Origin of the sequence: Oceanomicrobium pacificus (assembly GCF_009833495.1) — a bacterium.
GTDB lineage: Bacteria > Pseudomonadota > Alphaproteobacteria > Rhodobacterales > Rhodobacteraceae > Oceanomicrobium > Oceanomicrobium pacificus.
The window spans coordinates 796,398-816,210 of record NZ_WUWG01000003.1; the positions used below are offsets into that span (position 1 = coordinate 796,398).

Consider the following 19,813-nt stretch of genomic DNA (forward strand, 5'->3'; position numbering starts at 1 on the left):
GGCCCGGTCAGGCAAACAGGTCGTGGCACAATTCCAGCGCATCGACGAGCGTATCGACCTCGTCACGCGTGTTGTAGAGCCCGAAACTCGCCCGGCAGGTCGCCGTGACGCCCAGATGCTGCATGAGCGGCTGGGCACAGTGATGGCCTGCGCGCACCGCGATGCCCTTCTGGTCGATCACGGTGGAAATGTCATGCGCATGGGCCGCCCCGTCGAGCGTGAAGGAGAAGATCGCCCCGCGATCGGCCGCATGGCCCTGGATGTTGAGCCAGTTGAGCCCCTTGAACCGGTCCATCGCATAGTCGCGCAGATCGGCCTCATGCGCGGCAATCGCATCCATCCCGAGCCCGGTCATATAGTCGATCGCGGCCCCGAGCCCGATCATCTGCACGATACCCGGCGTGCCTGCCTCGAACTTGTGTGGCGGGTCGTTATATGTGACCGCGTCGCGGGTCACGTCGCGGATCATGTCGCCACCACCCATGAAGGGCCGCATCTCGTCCATCCGCTCGCGCCGGATGTAGATCGCGCCCGACCCTGACGGGCCATAGAGCTTGTGGCCGGTGATCGCGTAGAAGTCGCAGCCCAGATCCTGCACATCGACGGGCATGTGGACGGCCGCCTGGCTGCCATCGACGCAGACCGGCACGCCTTTCTCGCGGGCCCCGGCGCAGATCGACTTGATGTCGACAATGGTGCCGAGCACGTTCGACATGTGGGTGATCGCGACCAGTTTGGTGCGCGGCCCGATGGCGGCAAGCACCCGCTCGGGGTCCAGCGCGCCCGTCTCGTCCGGTTCGACCCATTTCAGAACCACACCCTGCCGTTCGCGCAGGAAGTGCCACGGCACGATATTGGCATGGTGTTCCATGACAGACAGCACGATCTCGTCACCCGGCTCCAGCCGCGGCGCCGCCCAACCGTAGGAGACGAGGTTGAACGCTTCCGTGGTGCCGGAGGTGAACAGGATCTCCTCTTCATGGCCCGCATTGAGGAAGGTTTTCAGCGTGCCGCGCACGGCCTCGAACTTGTCCGTGGCGAGGTTCGACAGGAAATGCAGGCCACGGTGCACGTTGGAATATTCCATCGCATAGGCCTGCGTGACGGCGTCAATGACCGCCTGCGGCTTCTGGGCCGAGGCGCCATTGTCGAGATAGACAAGAGGCTTGCCATGCACGCTGCGGCTCAGGATCGGAAAATCCTGCCGCACGGCCGTCACGTCATACATTCAGATGTCCTCCAGCGGCACCAGACCAAACCCGACCAAAAAGATCGACAAGCACAGCGCTACACCCAAAACCGTCAGGAAGGCAACGCCCAAACCCTTCAAGTTGGTGTCATAACCGTGCAGTGCGGTCGTGAAGCTGGAATAGATCCAGATCATCCAGATATTGCCCGCCAGAATGAAGAGCGCGGCGAGCGGCGGGACGAGCAGGAAGAGCAGGAAGGCCGTGACCTGAAGCGCCAGCGACACGACCGACAGCCAGGCCACCATGGCGAGCGCCCCGTCGAACGTGCCGGTGCCCGCAAGCGCCCGGCCGATCTTGGTCACGAAGAAGGCGAAGGCCAGCATGGTCGCCAGCTTGATCAGCGCCAGCGGCAGCGTGCCGACCGCGAGCCAGGCGAAAGCGCCTTCGGTCTCCACCGGCATGATCATCGTCTGGACCGCCGTCAGGATACCTTCGAGCGCCAGCACCAGAACCAGCACCTGCATCCAGGCGCCCCGCTCCAGCGGCAGTGCAAAAACAGAACCGGCCGCATCCTGCGGCCGGCGGAGTGTCTCGGCGAAGAGACGCCGAAGAATGTCTTTCATCAAATGACCCCGGTGGCTCTGAGATACATGCCCATCACGACGGCCACGATGGCCAGAACGGACATCGACATGAATATCAGGGAGACCGAGCGGAATCCATTTGCTTCTGCCACACCGGCCGAAATGAACCAGGTGAAGGGGATGAGGCCGATCCAGTAGGGCGGCAGCGCGACCCAAGGCTCCTTCAGGACCGGGAAGGACGGCTCGAAAAGCGACATCATCACCGTCACGATGGCGGCCAGCAGCCCGAAGGGGGCAGACACGACTGCACCCCAGAAAAGCCCCGCCCGCGTGTCCTTCCAGCTGCCCTTGCCGCCGAAGAGCTTGAGCGACAACCAGACCGCGCCGGAGAAGAGATACATGACCGCCGTGCGCACGAAGAGCGCCGCAATCAGCCAGAGCCCGATCTCGGCCGGGATCTTGTCCGACGCGCCCTCGGTCGGGGCCACGGCGGTCTTGATCGACCAGCTGAGGAAAAAGACGATGTCGGACAGCATCACGTAGAAAAGCAGCCGCGCCTCGCTCGGCTGCTCGGCGATCAGGCGCCGGGTCGAGCGGCGCATATCCTTCCACGCATCCAGCACACGTTCGGCCAGATTGCTGCGGGACGACTGGTAAACCCCAGTCGTGGTGGAGAATTCTTCTGTACTCATGGCCTCGATCTCGGACTTATCGCTGGTGGGGGGGTACTGCCCGCTGACAACTCGGCACGCTGCTCACACACGCGCAAAGGATGCGCGCGAACTTGGACAAGAATAAGGCTAAGTTCAGAAAAGCGCGACGAAAACTGCCGGAATTGCAACAACTGTTGCACAGATGACGGTGGCCACCCGCGCGGTGGATGCAAAGCCTTCCGCCTCGGCCAATGCCGCAGCCCAGGACCAGAGCAGCACGGCAAGGCTGATCGTGCCGAGGATCGGGGATGCAAGCGCCGCCAGTTCCGGCCGGTAGGCAAACAGCGCCGCAAAGGCCGAGGTCACGAGGACCACCGGCATGGCAACCACCAGCCCCCAGAAGAGCGCGAGCCGTGCGGAAAAGAAGTTCCCCTGCCCGCCAAAGACCCGCGCCAGCAGGTGTGACAGGGCCGCCACCCCGTAAAGGATGAGCGGCAGGAAGAAGAAGAATCCGAAAATCCGGCCTGAAAGAGCGGCCGCAAGCGGGTCATCCGCCTCTGCCGCCAGATCCGCCGTGCCGCGCAGCCCCGGCAGGGAGGCCACAAACAGAAGCGCGCAGGCCAGCATCAGGAAGAAGAGCGCCCGCTCTTCCCCGAAGCCGCCCTGCATCTGCCGCCGCATCGCGGGCCGGAACCCGCGATAGGCGTTCAAAATGTCGGCAACCAGACCGGGGCTGCCGCTCTTCCGCTCAGCCACGCCGCCGGTCGAGCCAGCCGGCCAGCTGGGCACGGATCACGTCGGCCAGCGCATCATCCTCGATCTCCTGGATCGCCTCATCGACGAAGGCGAGCACGAGCATGTCGGTCGCATCCTCCTTCGAGATGCCGCGGGAGGTGAGGTAGAAAAGCGAGGTCTCGTCCACCGCGCCGCAGGTCGAGCCATGCGAGCAGACCACATCGTCGGCGTAGATTTCCAGCTCCGGCTTGGCAAGGAACTGGCTGTCATCGTCGAGGAGCAGTCCCTGGCTGATCTGGTAGCCGTCTGTCTTCTGCGCGTCGGGCTGGACAAGGATCTTGCCCTGGAACACGCCGGTGGCGCCCGATTTCAGCACCTTCTTGAAGACCTGCCGGCTTTCGCAATTCACCGCGTCATGGGTGATGAAGACCGTGTCGTCATGGTGGAAATCGCCCTCGCCGATGCAGGCGCCGGCCACATGGGCCGTGGCATCGTCGCCGGTCAGTTCGATCACGCATTCGTTGCGGGTGAGCGCGCCGTTCACGGTGAGCGTGAAGCTCTTGAATGCGCTCTCGGCCTCGAGCCGCGCGAACAGGTGCGTGGCGGCAAGCCGCTCGCGGTCCCGGCCCTGAATACGGACATGGTTGAACCGGCCCGTGTCGGCAACCTCGACCTCCATCACCTTGTTGAACCGCGCTGCGGCGGCTCCGGTCTCAAGCACGGTCAGTGCCGCGCCCTCCTCTACCCGGATCACGTGATGGACCGCACAATCGGCGGACGCTGCCGTGTGCCGGTGGTGGAACTGCACAGGGCGGGTCACCTGACCGGTCGCGCGGATCACGATCCCGTCCCGCGCCACGGCGCTGTTGAGCGCGGCGAGCGGACGCTCCACCGGCGACTGGCCGGCGGCTTCTAGAACGCCGTAGACGTCGCGCGCCCAGTGGATATCCGCAGCCTGTGCCGTGGCGAGCGTCTCGATCTCCAGCCCGTCAAGCGCCAGCGCGTCGGACGCATCCGCGTCGAACCGGCCATCCACGAAGACAAGCCGAAGCGGCGTGGCCTCTGCGAACACATCCGCGGTTTCATCCGGCATCGCGGCCACATCGGCCGCAGCCGCGGCGGTCAGCGGCGCGGGGTTGGTGAACTTCCAATATTCGTCACGACGGCCCGGCAGGCCCATGCCGGCCAGACGCGACAGGGCCGCGCTGCGGGCCTCCGCCGCCCAGCCGCCATCGGTGCCGTCGCGCGACAGCCGGTCGACCAGTGCTGCGACCGGATCATCCTTTTCCAGTGCCAGCCCCATCACGCCACCGCCGCGAGAATGTCGCCATATCCGTTTTCCTCGACCTCGAGCGCCAGTTCCGGCCCGCCGGTCTTCACGATGCGGCCGTCGGCCATGATATGCACCACGTCCGGTTTGATATGGTCGAGCAGCCGCTGGTAGTGGGTGATCACGAGGAACGCACGACCTTCGTCGCGCAGCGCGTTCACGCCTTCGGCGACCAGTTTCATCGCGTCCACGTCGAGCCCGCTGTCGGTCTCGTCGAGAATGCACATTTTCGGCTCCAGCATGGCCATCTGCAGGATCTCGTTGCGCTTCTTCTCGCCGCCCGAGAAGCCGACATTGACCGGACGTTTCAGCATGTCCGCGTCGATCTTCAGGCTCGCGGCCTTGGCCCGCACCAGCTTCAGGAACTCGGCCGCGTTCAGTTCTTCCTCGCCGCGCGCCTTGCGCTGAGCGTTCACGGCGGTGCGCAGGAAGGTCATGTTGCCGACACCGGGGATCTCGACCGGATACTGGAAGGCCAGGAACAGGCCCTCGGCGGCGCGCTCTTCCGGCTCCAGATCCAGCAGGTCCGTGCCGTCGAGCGTCGCGCTTCCATCGGTCACTTCATAGCCGTCGCGGCCCGCGAGCACATAGGAGAGCGTCGATTTTCCCGAGCCGTTCGGCCCCATGATCGCATGCACCTTGCCGGCTTCGACAGTCAGGTCGACGCCTTTCAGGATCTGCTTTTCCTCTTCTTCGAGGGAGACGTTCAGGTTCTTGATTTCAAGCATGTTTCTATTCCCAAATCAGGCGTGTCAGCCCACCGAGCCTTCCAGCGAGATGGCGACGAGTTTCTGTGCTTCCATGGCGAATTCCATCGGCAGGGCCTGGAGCACGTCCTTGCAGAAGCCGTTGACCACGAGCGCGACGGCCTCTTCCTCGTCCATGCCGCGCTGGCGGCAATAGAAGAGCTGGTCATCATCGACCTTGGAGGTTGTCGCCTCATGCTCGACCCGGCTCGAATTGTTCTTGCATTCGATATAGGGCACCGTGTGCGCGCCGCATTTATCCCCGATGAGCAGGCTGTCGCACTGGGTGTAGTTGCGGCTGTTCTTGGCCTTCGGGTGCATCGAGACGAGGCCGCGATAGGTGTTCTGCGCCTTGCCCGCGCTGATCCCCTTGGACACGATCCGCGACCGCGTGTTCTTGCCCAGATGGACCATCTTGGTGCCGGTATCGGCCTGCTGCATGTTGTTGGCGATGGCGATCGAGTAGAACTCGCCCTGGCTTTCCTCGCCCCGCAGGATGCAGCTGGGATATTTCCACGTCACGGCAGACCCGGTTTCCACCTGCGTCCACATGACCTTCGAGCGGTCGCCGCGGCAGTCGGCCCGCTTGGTGACGAAATTGTAGATCCCGCCCTTGCCGTTCTCGTCGCCCGGATACCAGTTCTGGACGGTGGAATATTTGATCTCCGCATCTTCGAGCGCGACCAGTTCCACGACCGCGGCATGCAGCTGGTTCGTGTCGCGCATCGGCGCGGTGCAGCCCTCCAGATAGGAGACATAGGAACCCTTGTCGGCGATGATCAGCGTGCGCTCGAACTGGCCGGTATTCTCTGCATTGATGCGGAAATAGGTGGACAGTTCCATCGGGCAGCGGACGCCGGGCGGCACATAGACGAATGACCCGTCGGAAAAGACCGCGCTGTTGAGCGTGGCGTAGAAATTGTCCGACACGGGGACGACCGTGCCGAGATATTTTTTCACCAGTTCGGGATGCTCGCGCACGGCTTCCGAAATGGAGCAGAAAATCACGCCGGCCTTGGCCAGTTCTTCCTTGAAGGTGGTGCCCACGGACACGCTGTCGAAAACCGCATCGACAGCCACCTTGCGGCCCTCGGCTGCAGCATCGCCCGCGCCCTCGACACCGGCAAGGATCATCTGTTCCTTCAGCGGGATGCCGAGTTTTTCGTAAGTTGCCAGCAGTTCGGGATCGACCTCGTCAAGCGACTTGGGCTTTTCCTTTGCCATGCTCGCCGGCTGGGCATAGTAATACTGGTCCTGAAAATCGATCTTCGGGTAATGGACCATCGCCCATTCGGGCTCCTGCATCTGCGTCCAGCGGCGATAGGCACCAAGACGCCATTCGGTCATCCAGTCCGGCTCGCCGTTCTTTTCGCTGATCAGACGGACGATATCCTCGTTCAGCCCTTTCGGGGCATATTCCATCTCGATCTCGGTCTCGAACCCGTATTTGTAGCGCTCGCCGACCGAGCGCACGGCATCGACTGTTTCCTGATCGACGCCGTCCTTGACCTGAAGTTTCTCCATCGCGGTCATCCGCCCTTCCTTTCAAGCGCTTCGTTTGCGGAAGCGTGTGTAATGTTCAATCCAGGTGGAGGCGAAGCCGTCCACCTCGGCATCCGTGGTTGCGGTCCCCATCGATACGCGGATCGCACCGCCGGAGATCAGTTTGTCAAAGCCCATCGCGGCAAGGACGCGGCTCTCCCGGACCTTGCCCGAGGAACAGGCCGAACCGGCCGAAATCGCATAGCCCGCAAGGTCCATCTGCATGACCTGCGTCTCGCCCTTCCAGCCCGGAACCGCGAGGCAGCTCGTGTTGGGCAGGCGTGGCGCATCGAGCCCCGGGATCACGAGGTCGGACGCGGCATCGAGCAGGTGCGCTTCCATCCTGTCGCGACGCTCTGCGACCGCTTCCCATGCGCCGCTCTCGAGCTCTGCCACAGCCGCCTTCAGGGCCGCGGCAAATCCGGCAATTCCGATCACATTCTCCGTGCCCGACCGGCGGCCCTGTTCCTGACCGCCGCCCCGCAGGGTCGCCGCGACATCGCGCCCCTGCCGCAGCACCAATGCGCCTATACCTTTCGGCCCGCCGAACTTGTGCGCTGACACGGCTGCCATCTCGGCCCCCGACCAGGCAAAGGCAAAGGGCAGTTTCCCGATCGCCTGCACCGCATCGCAGAAGAAAAGCCCTTCAGGCAGGTCCTGCAGGATGCCGGTCTCGCTGTTGGCGCGTTGCACTGCGCTTGAAGCGGGGTCGTCGACGGTGACCTGTCCGTTCCCGTCGACGGCCAGATCGGCTGTGACCCAGGCCGCCACCGCATCATGTTCCACCGCGCCGGCATGGATATCCCTGTCATGCAGGGCCAGTGCGGCGGCCTCCGTCGCGCCGGAGGTAAAGACAATATCTGCGCCCGACGCCCCGAGCGCTTCGGCAATCTCGGCCCGCGACCGCTCCACCAGCGCGCGGGCGGCGCGACCCGCGGCATGGACGCTCGACGGATTGCCCACGATGTCGCAGGCCGCAATCATCGCGTCACGGGCTTCCGCGCGCAGCGGCGCCGTGGCGTTCCAGTCCAGATAGGCGTGTCGGGCGGTCACGCGCCCTCCTCGTCGACAAGCTCGATAAAGGCCGGCACCGCCGGACAGGGGGCGAGCTGGTCGGCGGTGATGTCACTCAGCCGGGTCTGGTGCAGAAAGACGTAGACATGGGCCGAAAGCTGTTCCCAAAGCCGGTCGGTCAGCCCCTGCGCTTCGGTGCCCGAACGCGCGCCCGAGGCCCCTGCCCCGCGGCTCAGCGCATCCATCGTCTCGTCCACGGCGCCGAGGATTTCGGACACGCGGATCCGGTCCACCGGACGGGCCAGCCGGTAGCCGCCGCCCGGGCCGCGCACGCTGTCCACGATCCCCGCCCGGCGCAGCTTCACGAACAGCTGTTCGAGATAGGCCAGCGAGATGTCCTGCCGCTCGGAGATTTCCGACAGCGACACAAGACGGTCCTCGCCCTCACGCGCCAGATCGGTCAGCGCGATCATCGCATAGCGGCCTTTGGTGCTCAGCTTCATCCGGAAATCCCGACGGTCGGAGTTGACGCAAGCAGGAACAATGCTTACTCACATTTCAGCCCGGAGCAGGTCTGCCCCGGAAATTAGAATTGTTCTAGATTGTCCGACCGATTCCGTCAAGCATTGGTCCGACACTCCCGCGCGTTGGAGCAGCACATATATGCCCGAGGTCATTTTTCCCGGACCTGAAGGTCGGCTCGAAGGCCGCTACCACCCCCAGAAAGCCAAGGACGCGCCGATCGCGATCATCCTGCACCCGCACCCGCAGTTCGGCGGCACGATGAACAACAAGGTCGTCTACAACCTGCATTACGCTTTCCTGAACATGGGCTTCACCTGCCTTCGGTTCAATTTCCGCGGTGTCGGGCGCAGCCAGGGCGAATATGATCAGGGCGTGGGCGAATTGAGCGATGCCGCCGCGGCGCTCGACTATCTGCAGGCGCTCAACCCCAATGCGAAACATTGCTGGGTTGCGGGCTTCTCCTTCGGCGCGTGGATCGGCATGCAGCTTCTGATGCGCAGGCCGGAAATCGCCGGGTTCATCTCGGTCGCGCCGCCGGCCAACATGTATGATTTCAGCTTCCTTGCGCCCTGCCCGTCCTCGGGCCTCATCATCAACGGATCGGCTGACAAGGTCGTGCCGCCGTCCGATGTGACCGGACTGACGGAAAAACTGCAACAGCAGAAGGGCATCACCATCACCCATGAAGTGGTGGACGGTGCCGGCCATTTCTTCGATCCCGGCATGGACGAGATGATCTCGACCGTCGATGGCTATGTCCGCCGCCGGATGACCGAAACCACCCGTTAATTCCGCCGGCCGGCGCTCAGCCGGCCGCCACCGCGTCGGGCAGCGACAACCGACCGCCCGTCACGGGCCGGTCCACGCCGGTCGTGCCCGGGGCCGACAGCGGCAGACCGCGCTCGGTCCGCGCAGCCAGATAGGCGAAGGCTTGCGCTTCCAGCATGTCGCCGTCGAGCCCGAGCCGTTCCACCGGCCCGACAGGGGCTGCCAGCGCGGCGGACAGGCGGGCCATCATATGGCCGTTGCGCCGCCCGCCGCCGCAGATGAACCAGCCTTCGACCGGTTTCGGGAAATGCGCTTCCGCCGCTGCGATCCCGGCCACCGTCATGGCCGAAAGCGTGGCGGCGGCATCGGCTGTGCTTGCGCCGTCAACCCATGCCGAAACCATATCAAAATCATTCCTATCCAATGACTTGGGCGGATTTTTTAAGAAGTAAGGCAAGCCGAGATACCGTGCCACCGCGCCCGCATCCGCCTGCCCCGCCGCCGCCGTCGCGCCATCCGCATCATAGGCCGCGCCGGTCCGCGCCAGCATCAGATCGTTCAGAAGCGCATTGCCAGGTCCGGTGTCGAAGGCCAGAAGCGCCTGTGCGGCGGCCGGGTCTTCCACGGCCGGATCGACCCATGTCACATTGGCGACCCCGCCGATATTGACGAAGGCAACGGGCGCGGAACAACCGGCCCACCGCGCGCAGGCGTGATGGAAGAAGGGTGCGAGCGGCGCGCCCTGCCCGCCGGCGTCCATATCGGCGCTCCGGAAGTCCCAGGCCACGCGGCAGCCGCTGTCGCTTGCCAGTCGCGCGCCATCGCCGATCTGGAAGGTGCGGCCCGTGTCCGGATCATGGCTCAGTGTCTGGCCGTGAAAGCCGACCAGTTGACCGCTCCGCGCCCCGATCGCCTGCAGGGCGTCGAGATGCCGTGCCCGCACCCGCGCCTCGATCTCGGCCAGCAGGTTCGACTGGGGATCGGGCCATTGCCCGAACCCCGAAGCGATGAGCGCCCGGTCATCAGGGTCCAGATCAAGGGTCAGATGGGACCCGAATCCGCCGATCCGCTCGCCATCCGTGTCGAGCAGCGCCACATCTACCGCGTCGAGCGAGGTTCCGCTCATCATGCCGATCACGGTCTGCATGCCAATTCCTGCGCCCATGCCCCTTCCCTTCGCTGCTGAGCAAGCTATACATCGCGCCATTGCAACATCCAATGGACCGCACGCGATGACCTACACGCCCAAGAGCGAATTTCTGCACCAGATGCAGACCCGCGGCTTCATGCAGGACTGTACCGACCTGCAAGGCCTCGACGACGCCCTCATCGAAGGTGTGGTTCCGGGCTATATCGGCTTCGACGCGACGGCAGACAGCCTTCACGTCGGCTCGATGATTCAGATCATGATGCTGCGCTGGCTGCAGAAGACCGGCCACAAGCCGGTCGTGCTGATGGGCGGCGGCACCTCCAAGATCGGCGACCCGTCAGGCAAGGACGAGGCGCGGCAGCTGCTGACCAACGACCAGATCGGCGAGAATATCAAGGGCATCCGCAAGGTGTTCGACCGGTTCCTGACCTTTGGCGACGGCCCGTCGGATGCGCTGCAGGCCAACAATGCCGACTGGCTCGACACGCTGAACTATATCGAGTTCCTGCGCGACTATGGCCGGCATTTCACCATCAACCGGATGCTGACCTTCGACAGCGTACGGCTGCGGCTCGACCGCGAACAGCCTCTGACATTCCTCGAATTCAACTACATGCTCCTGCAAGCCTATGATTTCATGGAGATGAACCGCCGCTGGGGCGTCGGGCTGCAGATGGGCGGCTCGGACCAGTGGGGCAATATCGTCAATGGCGTCGACCTGACCCGGCGGATCAACCGCAACACGGTTTTCGGCCTGACGACGCCGCTGCTGACAAAGTCGGACGGGTCCAAGATGGGCAAATCGGCCAATGGCGCGATCTGGCTCAACGAAGAGCGTCTGTCGAGCTACGAGTTCTGGCAGTTCTGGCGCAACACGTCGGATGCGGACACGGGCAAGTTCCTGCGGCTCTTCACGGAACTGCCGGTCGATGAATGCAACCGTCTGGGCGCGCTTCAGGGGTCGGAAATAAACGAGGCGAAGATCATCCTCGCCAACGAAGTCACCGGTCTCGCCCGCGGTCCGGAAGCGGCGCAGGCCGCCGAGGCGACGGCCCGCGAAGTGTTCGAGAAAGGCGGCATCGGGGACGATCTGCCGACCGTCGCGATCCCGGCGGCCGACCTGTCGGAGGCCGGGATCTCGGTCGTGCAGCTCTTCGTGCGCGCGGGCCTTGCCAGTTCGGGCAAGGAGGCGAAACGCCTGATCGCCGAAGGCGGCGCGCGCATCGACGACGCACCGGTCACCGATGCGGGCCAGATGATCGGACTGTCGGATGCGCCGCTGAAACTGTCGGCCGGCAAGAAGCGCCACGCATTGGTGCAGCGCGGCTGAGCGGTCACTCCCCGAGCATCCAGGTGCCATCGGGGTGGAACGCATGAAACGCAAAGGCAAAGGACGTGTCATGCGGCACGTCCTGTCCGTTTCTGTCGCGCACCCGGATCGATGATATTTCCCGCCCGTCTGAGATTCGCGCCGTATCGAGCGCCGAGGCCATCACCCCTTCCCAGCTGAGCGTCAGGCCGGCTTCCTCGATGGTCGCGCCACCCGCCAGGCGGGACAGCGGCCAGGCGCGGTCCCCCACCACGACGACGCGCGACAGCGGCTCGATCCCGTGCGGCGGCGGGTCGCCGGAATAGAGGAACGGCCGGTTCAGCCCGTCATATCCCGCATAGGGGTTGCGCCCGTATGGTCGGACGGCGTTCGGCCGCGCCATCACGAGGCCCTCCTTGTTGCGATCACGGAACGCATCGAGGCTTTCCATCCAGCTTGGCAGGACAGTCAATTCCGCACCGTTGAGCGCCCCGACAATTCCAGTGCCGGTAAATTGCTGCCACCAGCTTTCGGTCTCCCGGTCGAACATGATCATGTCGGAATTGCGCAGCTTGCCCGACACACCGAATGTCAGCACCTGATCGCCGAGCCGCCGGTCGAAGGTGATCGCCGAATTGCACAAGGGGCAGAAGGTCACGGCCACGGGCACGCTGCCTGCCCGGTCATTCACGATCTCATGCCATGTCAGGTAACGCAGCGGATAGGCGCGCGGCACCTCCCCCGGCAGTTCGAGCGCGATCACCGGTTCGCGGCCGGGAATGTCGGCCTCGGCCACCGGCAGCATCACCGGGTCGTCGATCGCGGGAATGCCGTCGCGCGGCGGCCCGCCGGAGATCACTTCGGCAAAGGCAATGGAGGCGCGGCTGAAATCCGTATTCGGCCATTCATTGGTCCAGAAGGCGGGCGGCTCCTCGGCACGGGCTCTATCCGGCGGCAGGCAGACAAGGGCGGCAGCGAGGGCAAGGCAGAGCGGCAGAAGGCGCATTTTCGGTCATCCTGAGGTTGATCAACTCAGGATGGCAGGAGAGTTTGCATCTGAACAGAGCCGGTCACGCCCATGTGACGGCATGAAAAAAGCGGCGCCCCGGGTTCGGGACGCCGCTTTCGATCAAAGATCGTGGGTCGGGATCAGAGGTCGCTCTTGATCCAGACTTTCTTCATATAGTCCGGCTTGCCGGTCACCATGCCGTTATTGGCCTGATCGCCGCGCTTGATCGCATCGATCACCGACTGGCCGCGGATCACCTTGCCGAACACCGTATACTGGCCGTTCAGGAAGGGCGCGTCGTCGAACATGATGAAAAATTGGCTGTTGGCCGAGTTGGGGCTTTGCGACCGGGCCATGCCGACCGTGCCCTTCTGATAGGCAATGTCGGAAAACTCCGCCGGCAGGTCGGCCAGTACCGAACCGCCGCGTCCGGCCAGATTGCCGGCATAGTCCCCGACATGGCCGAATTCCACATCGCCGGTCTGGGCCATGAACCCGTCGATCACGCGGTGGAAGGCCACCCCGTCATATTCGCCGGACCGCGCCAATTTCTTGATCCGCTCCACATGGGCGGGCGCGACATCGGGCAGAAGCTCGATCTCGACCGTGCCTTCGGCTTCACCAGCCACCTCGATGACGAGGATATCCTCGGCATTCTGGGCAAGTGCCGCCCCGGCCCCGCCGAGCAGCGTGGCCGCTGCCGCCAGTGCGAGAAACCCGCGCCGGATCATGCGTCACCTGCGAGCTTGACCGTAATCATCCGGTCGGGGTCGCTGACCGCGCCATTCGCCGCCTGATTGCCGCGCTTGATTGCGTCCACATGTTCCATGCCGGAGGTCACACGGCCGAAAACGGTATACTGGCCGTTCAGGAAATGGCCGTCGTCGAACATGATGAAAAATTGGCTGTTGCCCGAATTGGGGTTCTGCGAGCGCGCCATGCCGACGACCCCACGGTCAAACGGCAGTTTGGAAAATTCGGCCGGCAGGTCCGGCAGGTCCGAGCCGCCGGTGCCGGCGCGGGCGGGGTTGAACCCCTCTTCCATGTCGCCATGCTCCACATCGCCGGTCTGAGCCATGAAACCCTCGATCACGCGATGGAAAGCGACATTGTCATATTCGCCGTTCTTCGCCAGATGCTTGATCCGCTCGACATGTTTGGGCGCCACGTCGGGCAGAAGCTCGACATGGACCGGTCCGTCCTTCAGTTCGATGATCAGCAAATTGTCCTGGTTGTCCGCCATCATGGCCTCCGCAATGTTCGTTTGCCGAGAACCTAGGCGCTGGGGCCAGCAAGCGAAAGGGCGGGATCAGGTTTTTTGAAGTTTTTCGGCCATTGCGCGGGCAACCGCCGGTGGCACGAAAGAGGAAATGTCCCCGTCGAGCCGCGCGATTTCCTTCACCAGCCGCGAGGCAATGGCCTGATGATGCGCGTCCGCCATCAGGAACACCGTCTCGATACTGTCGTCGAGCGCGCGGTTCATGCCGACCATCTGGAATTCATATTCGAAGTCCGACACGGCGCGAAGCCCGCGAATGATGACACTTGCGCCAACCTCGGACGCACAATCGATGAGCAGGTTCTCGAACGGATGGGCCACGATTTCCACGCCGCTCTGGCGCGAGATGGCGGCGCATTCTGCCTCGATCATGGCCACCCGTTCCTCCAGCGAGAAGAGCGGCCCCTTGTCCCGGTTGATCGCCACACCGATCACCAGCCGGTCGACGAGCGAACAGGCCCGGCGGATAATGTCCGTGTGCCCGTTGGTCACGGGATCGAAGGTGCCGGGATATAGTCCGATGCGCATTTTGGGGCACTCCTGTCGCGGTTCGGGCGCACGCAACAATATTGCGCCTGTCAGGTCAAGCCCGTCGCGCCCAGGCCGAACGTTCGGGACAACCGGCGCGCCGGACTGTTGCCGCTTTCCCCGTCAATGACCCGCGATCATGTCCGCGAGCGCGGTGTTTTCCATCTCTATCTCGGAAATCCGCGCCTTGACCGCATCCCCGATGGAAATGACGCCGATCATCTTGCCGCCGTCGATCACCGGCATGTGGCGGAACCGGCCGCTGGTCATCTTTTCCAGAACCGACAGGACACTGTCCGATTTCTGGCACCCGATGACCGACGGGGTCATCACGGCCTCCACCGTATCGTCAAGGCAATCCGGCCCGCGTTTCCCGATCTCGCGCACGATATCGCGTTCCGACAGGATGCCGTCGACGCTCTTTCCATCCTCGGTCACGATCAGCGCACCGATCTTTTTCTCGGACAGGATCTTGGCGGCGTCGTGCAGCGCGGCCTTGCGGCTGATGGTCAGGATGTCGTGGTCGGGTTTGGCGGAAAGTATTTGGCTAACGATCATATCGCCCTCCTCTGACCCTAACAGACTGGCCGCAAAGCGGTGATTCCGTCAAGCAAGGCGGGCGAGCCGGGCCAGATCCTCCCGCATCCCGGTCACCAGATGGGCCGCGGTCTTGGAGATCCGCGCCACCCGCGCATCATCCTGATGCCGGATCAGGTAGAGGCTGCGCGACAGGCTCAACTCGTCCCGCAGAAGCGGCACCAGCCGGTCGAACCCTTCGGCGACGAAATCGGGCAGGATGCAATAGCCTGCGCCCGCGAGCGCCCAGTTGAGCTGCACGATCAGGCTGTTGGAGGCCAGCGCCGGTGCCATGTCGCGCCCGATCGAGGCAAAATAGTCGAGCTCCTTGTCGAAGATCATGTCCGGGATATAGCCGATGCCGCGCTGGGACCGCAGGTCGGACAGGCTGCGCGGGCGCACGCTGTCGGCCCAGTCCCGCGTTGCGTAGAGCCGCAGGCGGTAGCCGCCGATCTTCTGGATCTTCACCCGCCCGGCCGAGGGCGGCGACAGGGTGATCGCCAGATCGGCTTCGCGCTTCGACAGGCTGAACATCCGCGGCAGCGCGACGATCTGCACCGACAGGTCGGGATTGTCCCTGTTCAGGTCCGCGCAAACCCGCGGGAGCAGGAAATTCGACACGCCGTCCGGCGCACCGATGCGCACATGGCCGGACAGGCGGTCGGCATGGCCGCCGACCTCCTCCGACGCGGCCGCGGCGAGCGATTCCATCGACTGGGCATGCGCCAGCAGGTTGCTGCCGGCTTCGGTCAGCGCGTAGCCCTGCGGAGACCGGTCGAACAGCTTGGCACCGAGTGCGGTTTCCAGCGCCGTGATCCGCCGCCCCACCGTGGCGGGATCGAGCGCAAGCTGCCGCGCGGCCGACAGGAGCCTTTGTTGCCGCGCGACCTGAAGGAAGACCCGCAGATCGTCCCATTTCATCTGAGGCTTGCCGGTGACCGCCATTCCGCACTTCCAGATTTTTTCCGATACCTGACCGCATTTCTGCGTCAGACCTTGCAAAAATGCAAAACGTCTTTGGTCTTTTTTGGCTGCGCTTTGACCGCCAATCGCTATAGATTGCCGCCAAACCCGCACCCGCTGTGCGGGTGCACCGACCAAAGGGATTCCGAAATGACCGAACTCACCCATTTCATCGACGGCAAACATGTCAAAGGCACATCGGGCCGTTTCGCCGATGTGTTCAATCCGGCCACCGGCGAAGTGCAGGCCAAGGTGCCGCTGGCGAGCAAGGCGGAACTGGATGCGGCCGTGGCCTCTGCCAAAGCCGCGCAGCCGGCATGGGCCCGCGTAAACCCGCAGCGCCGCGCCCGCGTGATGATGAAGTTCGTCGAACTCCTGCACCGCGACATGGACAAGCTTGCCGAGGCGCTCAGCCGCGAGCATGGCAAGACCCTGCCCGACGCCAAGGGCGACGTGATCCGCGGTCTGGAAGTCGCGGAATTCTGCATCGGCGCGCCGCATCTCCTGAAGGGCGAGTTCACCGACAGCGCCGGCCCGGGCATCGACATGTATTCGCTGCGCCAGCCGATCGGCGTGGCCGCGGGCATCACGCCCTTCAACTTCCCCGCCATGATCCCGATGTGGAAATTCTGCCCCGCGATCGTCTGCGGCAACGCCTTCATCCTGAAGCCGTCCGAGCGCGACCCGTCGGTGCCGCTGATGCTGGCCGAACTGATGCAGGAAGCCGGTCTGCCCGACGGCATTCTGCAGGTCGTCAACGGTGACAAGGAAAGCGTCGACGCGATCCTCGACAACGAGGATATCGGCGCCGTCGGCTTCGTCGGCTCCACGCCGATCGCCGAATATATCTACGGGCGCGGCTGCGCGAACGGGAAACGCGTGCAGTGTTTCGGCGGCGCGAAGAACCACATGATCATCATGCCCGATGCGGATATGGACCAGGCCGTCGACGCGCTTGTGGGCGCGGGCTATGGCGCTGCCGGCGAACGCTGCATGGCGATCTCGGTCGCCGTGCCTGTCGGTGACGAGACCGCCGACCGGCTGATCGAAAAACTGGCGCCGCGGGTCGAGGCGTTGAAAATCGGGCCCTACACGGCCGGCGACGATGTCGATTTCGGCCCCGTTGTCACGGCGGATGCCAAGACGAAGATCCTCGGCCTTGTCGACAGCGGTGTCGAACAGGGTGCGAAGCTCGTTGTCGACGGGCGCGACTTCAAGATGCAGGGCTACGAGAACGGCAACTTCGTGGGCGCCTGCCTCTTCGATCGCGTCACCACCGACATGGACATCTACAAGACCGAGATTTTCGGCCCCGTCCTGTCCACCGTGCGCGCGCAGAGCTATGAGGAAGCGCTCGGTTACGCGATGGACCATGAATATGGCAACGGCACCGCGATCTTCACCCGTGACGGTGACACGGCGCGCGATTTCGCCAACCGGATCAATATCGGGATGGTCGGCGTCAACGTGCCGATCCCGGTGCCGCTCGCATACCACACGTTCGGCGGCTGGAAGAAATCGGCCTTCGGCGACCTGAACCAGCACGGCCCGGACGCGTTCCGTTTCTACACGCGCACCAAGACCGTGACCGCCCGCTGGCCGTCCGGCACCAAGGAAGGCGCGGCCTTCTCCATCCCCGTGATGGACTGACGCAGACGCGTGAAAACTGGCCGGGGGCGGCATGCCCGCCCCTGACCACCCGATCTGCCGGAGGGAGGACCGGATGGATTTCGCACTCAGCGACGAACAGCAGATGATCTTCGACATGGCGCGCGATTTCGGCACCGACCGGATCGCGCCCTATGCTGCGGATTGGGAAACGGAGGGCAGTATTCCGCGGGATGTGCTGCAAGCTGCCGCCGAACTCGGGTTCGCGGCGATGTATGTCAGCGAAGAGGATGGCGGCACCGGACTCAGCCGGCTCGACGCCACGCTGGTCTTCGAGGCACTGGCGATGGCCTGCCCGTCCGTGGCCGCTTTCATCTCGATCCACAATATGTGCGCGAACATGATCGCGAAGAACGGCAGCGACGCATTGAAGGCGCGCATACTGCCGAAACTCGTCGCGATGGAGGCGATCGTCTCCTACTGCCTGACCGAACCCGGATCAGGGTCGGACGCGGCAGCGCTGCGCACACGGGCCGAACGCACCAATGCGGGCTACCGGCTGACCGGCACCAAGGCGTTCATTTCCGGCGGCGGGTTTTCCGACCTTTATCTGGTCATGGCGCGCACCGGCGCTGAGGGCCCGAAGGGCATCTCCTCGATCCTCGTGGAAGACGGTACGCCGGGCCTCAGCTTCGGGGCGCCTGAGCGCAAGATGGGCTGGAAGAGCCAGCCGACCGCGCAGGTCCAGTTCGACGGCTGCGAGGTGGCGGCAGACAATCTGATCGGCGAGGAAGGGCGCGGTTTCACCTATGCGATGCAGGGGCTGGACGGTGGGCGGCTCAACATCGCCGCGGCGGCCCTCGGCGGCGCGCAATCCGCGCTCGACATCGCACTGCGCTACACGGGCGAGCGCGAGGCTTTCGGCCGCACCATCGACCAGTTCCAGGCGCTCCAGTTCCGGCTGGCCGACATGGAGACAGAGTTGCAGGCCGCACGCACCTTCCTTCGGCAGGCTGCGTGGAAGCTCGACACTGCCGCGCCCGATGCAACGAAATTCTGCGCCATGGCCAAACGGTTCGTGACCGACACGTCCTTCCGCATCGCCAATGACGCGCTGCAACTGCTCGGCGGCTACGGCTATCTGGCCGACTATGGCGTGGAAAAGATCGTCCGCGACCTGCGGGTGCACCAGATCCTCGAAGGCACGAACGAGATCATGCGGCTCATCACCGCCCGCGCGCTTCTGGCCGAGCGCGACCGGGGCTGATCCATGGGCGATATCCACACACGGATCGAGGGCGCCTGCGGGCGCATCACCTTGCAGCGGCCGGAGACACTCAACGCCCTGTCGCATCCCATGGTCCTGCAGATCGAGGAGGCGCTCGACGCTTGGGCCACGGATGACCGGGTGCGGATGGTGCTGGTCGATGCCGAAGGGCCGCGCGCCTTCAGCGCGGGCGGCGACCTGCAATCCATGTACGAGACCGGGCGCAAGCAGAACTGGGAGTTTGGCCGTCGTTTCTGGCGCGACGAATACCGGCTGAACGCCAAGATCTTCAACTTCTCGAAACCCTATGCTGCGCTGATGCAGGGCTTCACCATGGGCGGCGGTGTCGGCATTTCCTGCCATGGCAGCCACCGGATCGTGGGCGATACCAGCCGCATCGCCATGCCCGAATGTGCCATTGGGCTGATCCCCGATGTGGGCGGCACATTGATCCTTGCCCGCGCACCCGGGCGGCTGGGCGAATATCTCGGCACCACCGGCCAGCGGATGGGGGCCGGCGACGCGATCCACGCAGGGTTTGCGGACTATTACATCCCCGAAGCGGACTGGCCCGCACTGACGGCCGAACTTGAGCAGACCGGCGACTGGACCCGGATCGATGCCGCCGCACGGCCCGTGCCCGACAGTCCGCTCGCCGACGATCAGGCGCGGATCGATGCAAGTTTCGCAGGGGAGACGATCTGGGACATTCTCCGCGCCCTGCCCGATGATGGTTGGGGCGACGGTGTGCGCGACCGGCTGGCCGCACAATGCCCGCTCTCCGCCGCCTGTACGGTCGAGCTGGTGCACCGCGCCCGCGCGCTCGACCGGATCGACTATGCGCTGCTGCAGGAATACCGGTTCACGTCGCGCTCCGCGTCCGAGGGCGATTTCATCGAAGGTATCCGCGCCGCGATCATCGACAAGGACGGCCGGCCAAATTGGTCGCCCGCGACGCTGGGCGACCTGACACCTGCCGCCGTGACCCACATGCTGCGCCCGCTCGGCGCGGACGAACTGAAGCTCTGACTGGGAGG

Annotated in this window: 21 protein-coding genes; 5 read left to right on the forward strand and 16 right to left on the reverse strand. The window is 64.3% G+C overall.

Annotation, left to right across the window (positions count from 1 at the left end; all coding sequences use genetic code 11):
- Window positions 1-7 precede the first annotated feature (7 nt).
- From GSH16_RS10395 to GSH16_RS10435, 9 genes are all read right to left on the reverse strand, one after another.
- The gene (locus tag GSH16_RS10395; RefSeq protein WP_160854719.1) at window positions 8-1,228 is read right to left on the reverse strand and encodes a cysteine desulfurase; all 1,221 of its coding nucleotides are present in this window, start codon (window positions 1,226-1,228) and stop codon (window positions 8-10) included.
- Window positions 1,229-1,813 (reverse strand): YIP1 family protein, encoded by a 585-nt coding sequence (locus GSH16_RS10400; RefSeq protein ID WP_160854721.1) that lies wholly within the window; start codon window positions 1,811-1,813, stop codon window positions 1,229-1,231.
- The gene (locus GSH16_RS10405; RefSeq protein WP_160854723.1) at window positions 1,813-2,466 is read right to left on the reverse strand and encodes a YIP1 family protein; all 654 of its coding nucleotides are present in this window, start codon (window positions 2,464-2,466) and stop codon (window positions 1,813-1,815) included. Before GSH16_RS10405 ends, GSH16_RS10400 begins: the two co-directional genes overlap by 1 nt.
- 114 nt (window positions 2,467-2,580) lie before the next feature.
- Window positions 2,581-3,183, reverse strand: a complete 603-nt coding sequence (locus GSH16_RS10410; RefSeq protein WP_160854725.1) for a YIP1 family protein — start codon at window positions 3,181-3,183, stop codon at window positions 2,581-2,583.
- Window positions 3,176-4,465: a SufB/SufD family protein gene (locus GSH16_RS10415; protein WP_160854727.1), complete on the reverse strand. Its 1,290-nt coding sequence runs from the start codon at window positions 4,463-4,465 to the stop codon at window positions 3,176-3,178. The genes GSH16_RS10410 and GSH16_RS10415 overlap by 8 nt, the downstream gene beginning before the upstream one ends.
- On the reverse strand, window positions 4,465-5,220 hold the full coding sequence (gene sufC / locus GSH16_RS10420) for a Fe-S cluster assembly ATPase SufC (RefSeq protein ID WP_160854729.1): 756 nt from the start codon (window positions 5,218-5,220) through the stop codon (window positions 4,465-4,467). The genes GSH16_RS10415 and sufC overlap by 1 nt, the downstream gene beginning before the upstream one ends.
- A 24-nt stretch (window positions 5,221-5,244) precedes the next feature.
- Window positions 5,245-6,771 (reverse strand): Fe-S cluster assembly protein SufB, encoded by a 1,527-nt coding sequence (gene sufB / locus GSH16_RS10425; RefSeq protein WP_160854731.1) that lies wholly within the window; start codon window positions 6,769-6,771, stop codon window positions 5,245-5,247.
- A 12-nt stretch (window positions 6,772-6,783) separates the two neighbouring features.
- The gene (locus GSH16_RS10430) at window positions 6,784-7,833 is read right to left on the reverse strand and encodes a cysteine desulfurase family protein (protein ID WP_160854733.1); all 1,050 of its coding nucleotides are present in this window, start codon (window positions 7,831-7,833) and stop codon (window positions 6,784-6,786) included.
- Entirely contained in the window at window positions 7,830-8,297 is a 468-nt protein-coding gene (locus GSH16_RS10435; RefSeq protein ID WP_160854735.1) for an Rrf2 family transcriptional regulator, read from the reverse strand. The genes GSH16_RS10430 and GSH16_RS10435 overlap by 4 nt, the downstream gene beginning before the upstream one ends.
- 160 nt (window positions 8,298-8,457) lie before the next feature.
- Here GSH16_RS10435 and GSH16_RS10440 point away from each other — a divergent pair, with 160 nt between their 5' ends.
- On the forward strand, window positions 8,458-9,108 hold the full coding sequence (locus tag GSH16_RS10440; protein WP_160854737.1) for an alpha/beta hydrolase: 651 nt from the start codon (window positions 8,458-8,460) through the stop codon (window positions 9,106-9,108).
- A 16-nt stretch (window positions 9,109-9,124) separates the two neighbouring features.
- Here the strand turns inward: GSH16_RS10440 and GSH16_RS10445 are convergent, their stop codons facing one another.
- Window positions 9,125-10,252, reverse strand: coding sequence for an anhydro-N-acetylmuramic acid kinase (locus tag GSH16_RS10445; protein WP_160854739.1), 1,128 nt, complete (start codon window positions 10,250-10,252; stop codon window positions 9,125-9,127).
- 67 nt (window positions 10,253-10,319) lie between these two features.
- On the opposite strand from GSH16_RS10445, the gene tyrS reads away from it, so the two are divergent.
- Window positions 10,320-11,567 carry a tyrosine--tRNA ligase gene (tyrS, locus tag GSH16_RS10450; protein ID WP_160854741.1) on the forward strand — a complete coding sequence of 416 codons (1,248 nt, stop codon included), beginning with the start codon at window positions 10,320-10,322 and terminating at the stop codon, window positions 11,565-11,567.
- A gap of 4 nt (window positions 11,568-11,571) precedes the next feature.
- Here tyrS and GSH16_RS10455 read toward each other — a convergent pair whose 3' ends face one another.
- The 6 genes from GSH16_RS10455 to GSH16_RS10480 form a co-directional block, all read right to left on the reverse strand.
- Window positions 11,572-12,552 (reverse strand): DUF3179 domain-containing protein, encoded by a 981-nt coding sequence (locus tag GSH16_RS10455; protein WP_160854743.1) that lies wholly within the window; start codon window positions 12,550-12,552, stop codon window positions 11,572-11,574.
- Window positions 12,553-12,695: 143 nt separating this feature from the next.
- Entirely contained in the window at window positions 12,696-13,286 is a 591-nt protein-coding gene (locus GSH16_RS10460; protein WP_160854745.1) for a peptidylprolyl isomerase, read from the reverse strand.
- On the reverse strand, window positions 13,283-13,798 hold the full coding sequence (locus GSH16_RS10465) for a peptidylprolyl isomerase (RefSeq protein ID WP_160854747.1): 516 nt from the start codon (window positions 13,796-13,798) through the stop codon (window positions 13,283-13,285). Before GSH16_RS10465 ends, GSH16_RS10460 begins: the two co-directional genes overlap by 4 nt.
- Window positions 13,799-13,864: 66 nt before the next feature.
- Entirely contained in the window at window positions 13,865-14,362 is a 498-nt protein-coding gene (gene coaD, locus GSH16_RS10470; RefSeq protein ID WP_160854749.1) for a pantetheine-phosphate adenylyltransferase, read from the reverse strand.
- 123 nt (window positions 14,363-14,485) lie between these two features.
- Window positions 14,486-14,920: a CBS domain-containing protein gene (locus GSH16_RS10475; protein ID WP_160854751.1), complete on the reverse strand. Its 435-nt coding sequence runs from the start codon at window positions 14,918-14,920 to the stop codon at window positions 14,486-14,488.
- A 48-nt stretch (window positions 14,921-14,968) separates the two neighbouring features.
- Window positions 14,969-15,859, reverse strand: coding sequence for a LysR family transcriptional regulator (locus GSH16_RS10480; protein WP_160855198.1), 891 nt, complete (start codon window positions 15,857-15,859; stop codon window positions 14,969-14,971).
- 192 nt (window positions 15,860-16,051) lie between these two features.
- On the opposite strand from GSH16_RS10480, the gene GSH16_RS10485 reads away from it, so the two are divergent.
- The 3 genes from GSH16_RS10485 to GSH16_RS10495 all read left to right on the forward strand — a co-directional run bounded on the left by GSH16_RS10485 (window position 16,052) and on the right by GSH16_RS10495 (window position 19,805).
- The gene (locus GSH16_RS10485; protein WP_160854753.1) at window positions 16,052-17,551 is read left to right on the forward strand and encodes a CoA-acylating methylmalonate-semialdehyde dehydrogenase; all 1,500 of its coding nucleotides are present in this window, start codon (window positions 16,052-16,054) and stop codon (window positions 17,549-17,551) included.
- A gap of 73 nt (window positions 17,552-17,624) precedes the next feature.
- Window positions 17,625-18,776: an acyl-CoA dehydrogenase family protein gene (locus tag GSH16_RS10490; protein ID WP_160854755.1), complete on the forward strand. Its 1,152-nt coding sequence runs from the start codon at window positions 17,625-17,627 to the stop codon at window positions 18,774-18,776.
- A gap of 3 nt (window positions 18,777-18,779) precedes the next feature.
- A complete protein-coding gene (locus GSH16_RS10495; protein ID WP_160854757.1) occupies window positions 18,780-19,805 on the forward strand; it encodes an enoyl-CoA hydratase/isomerase family protein in 1,026 nt (341 codons plus the stop codon).
- Window positions 19,806-19,813: the final 8 nt, after the last annotated feature.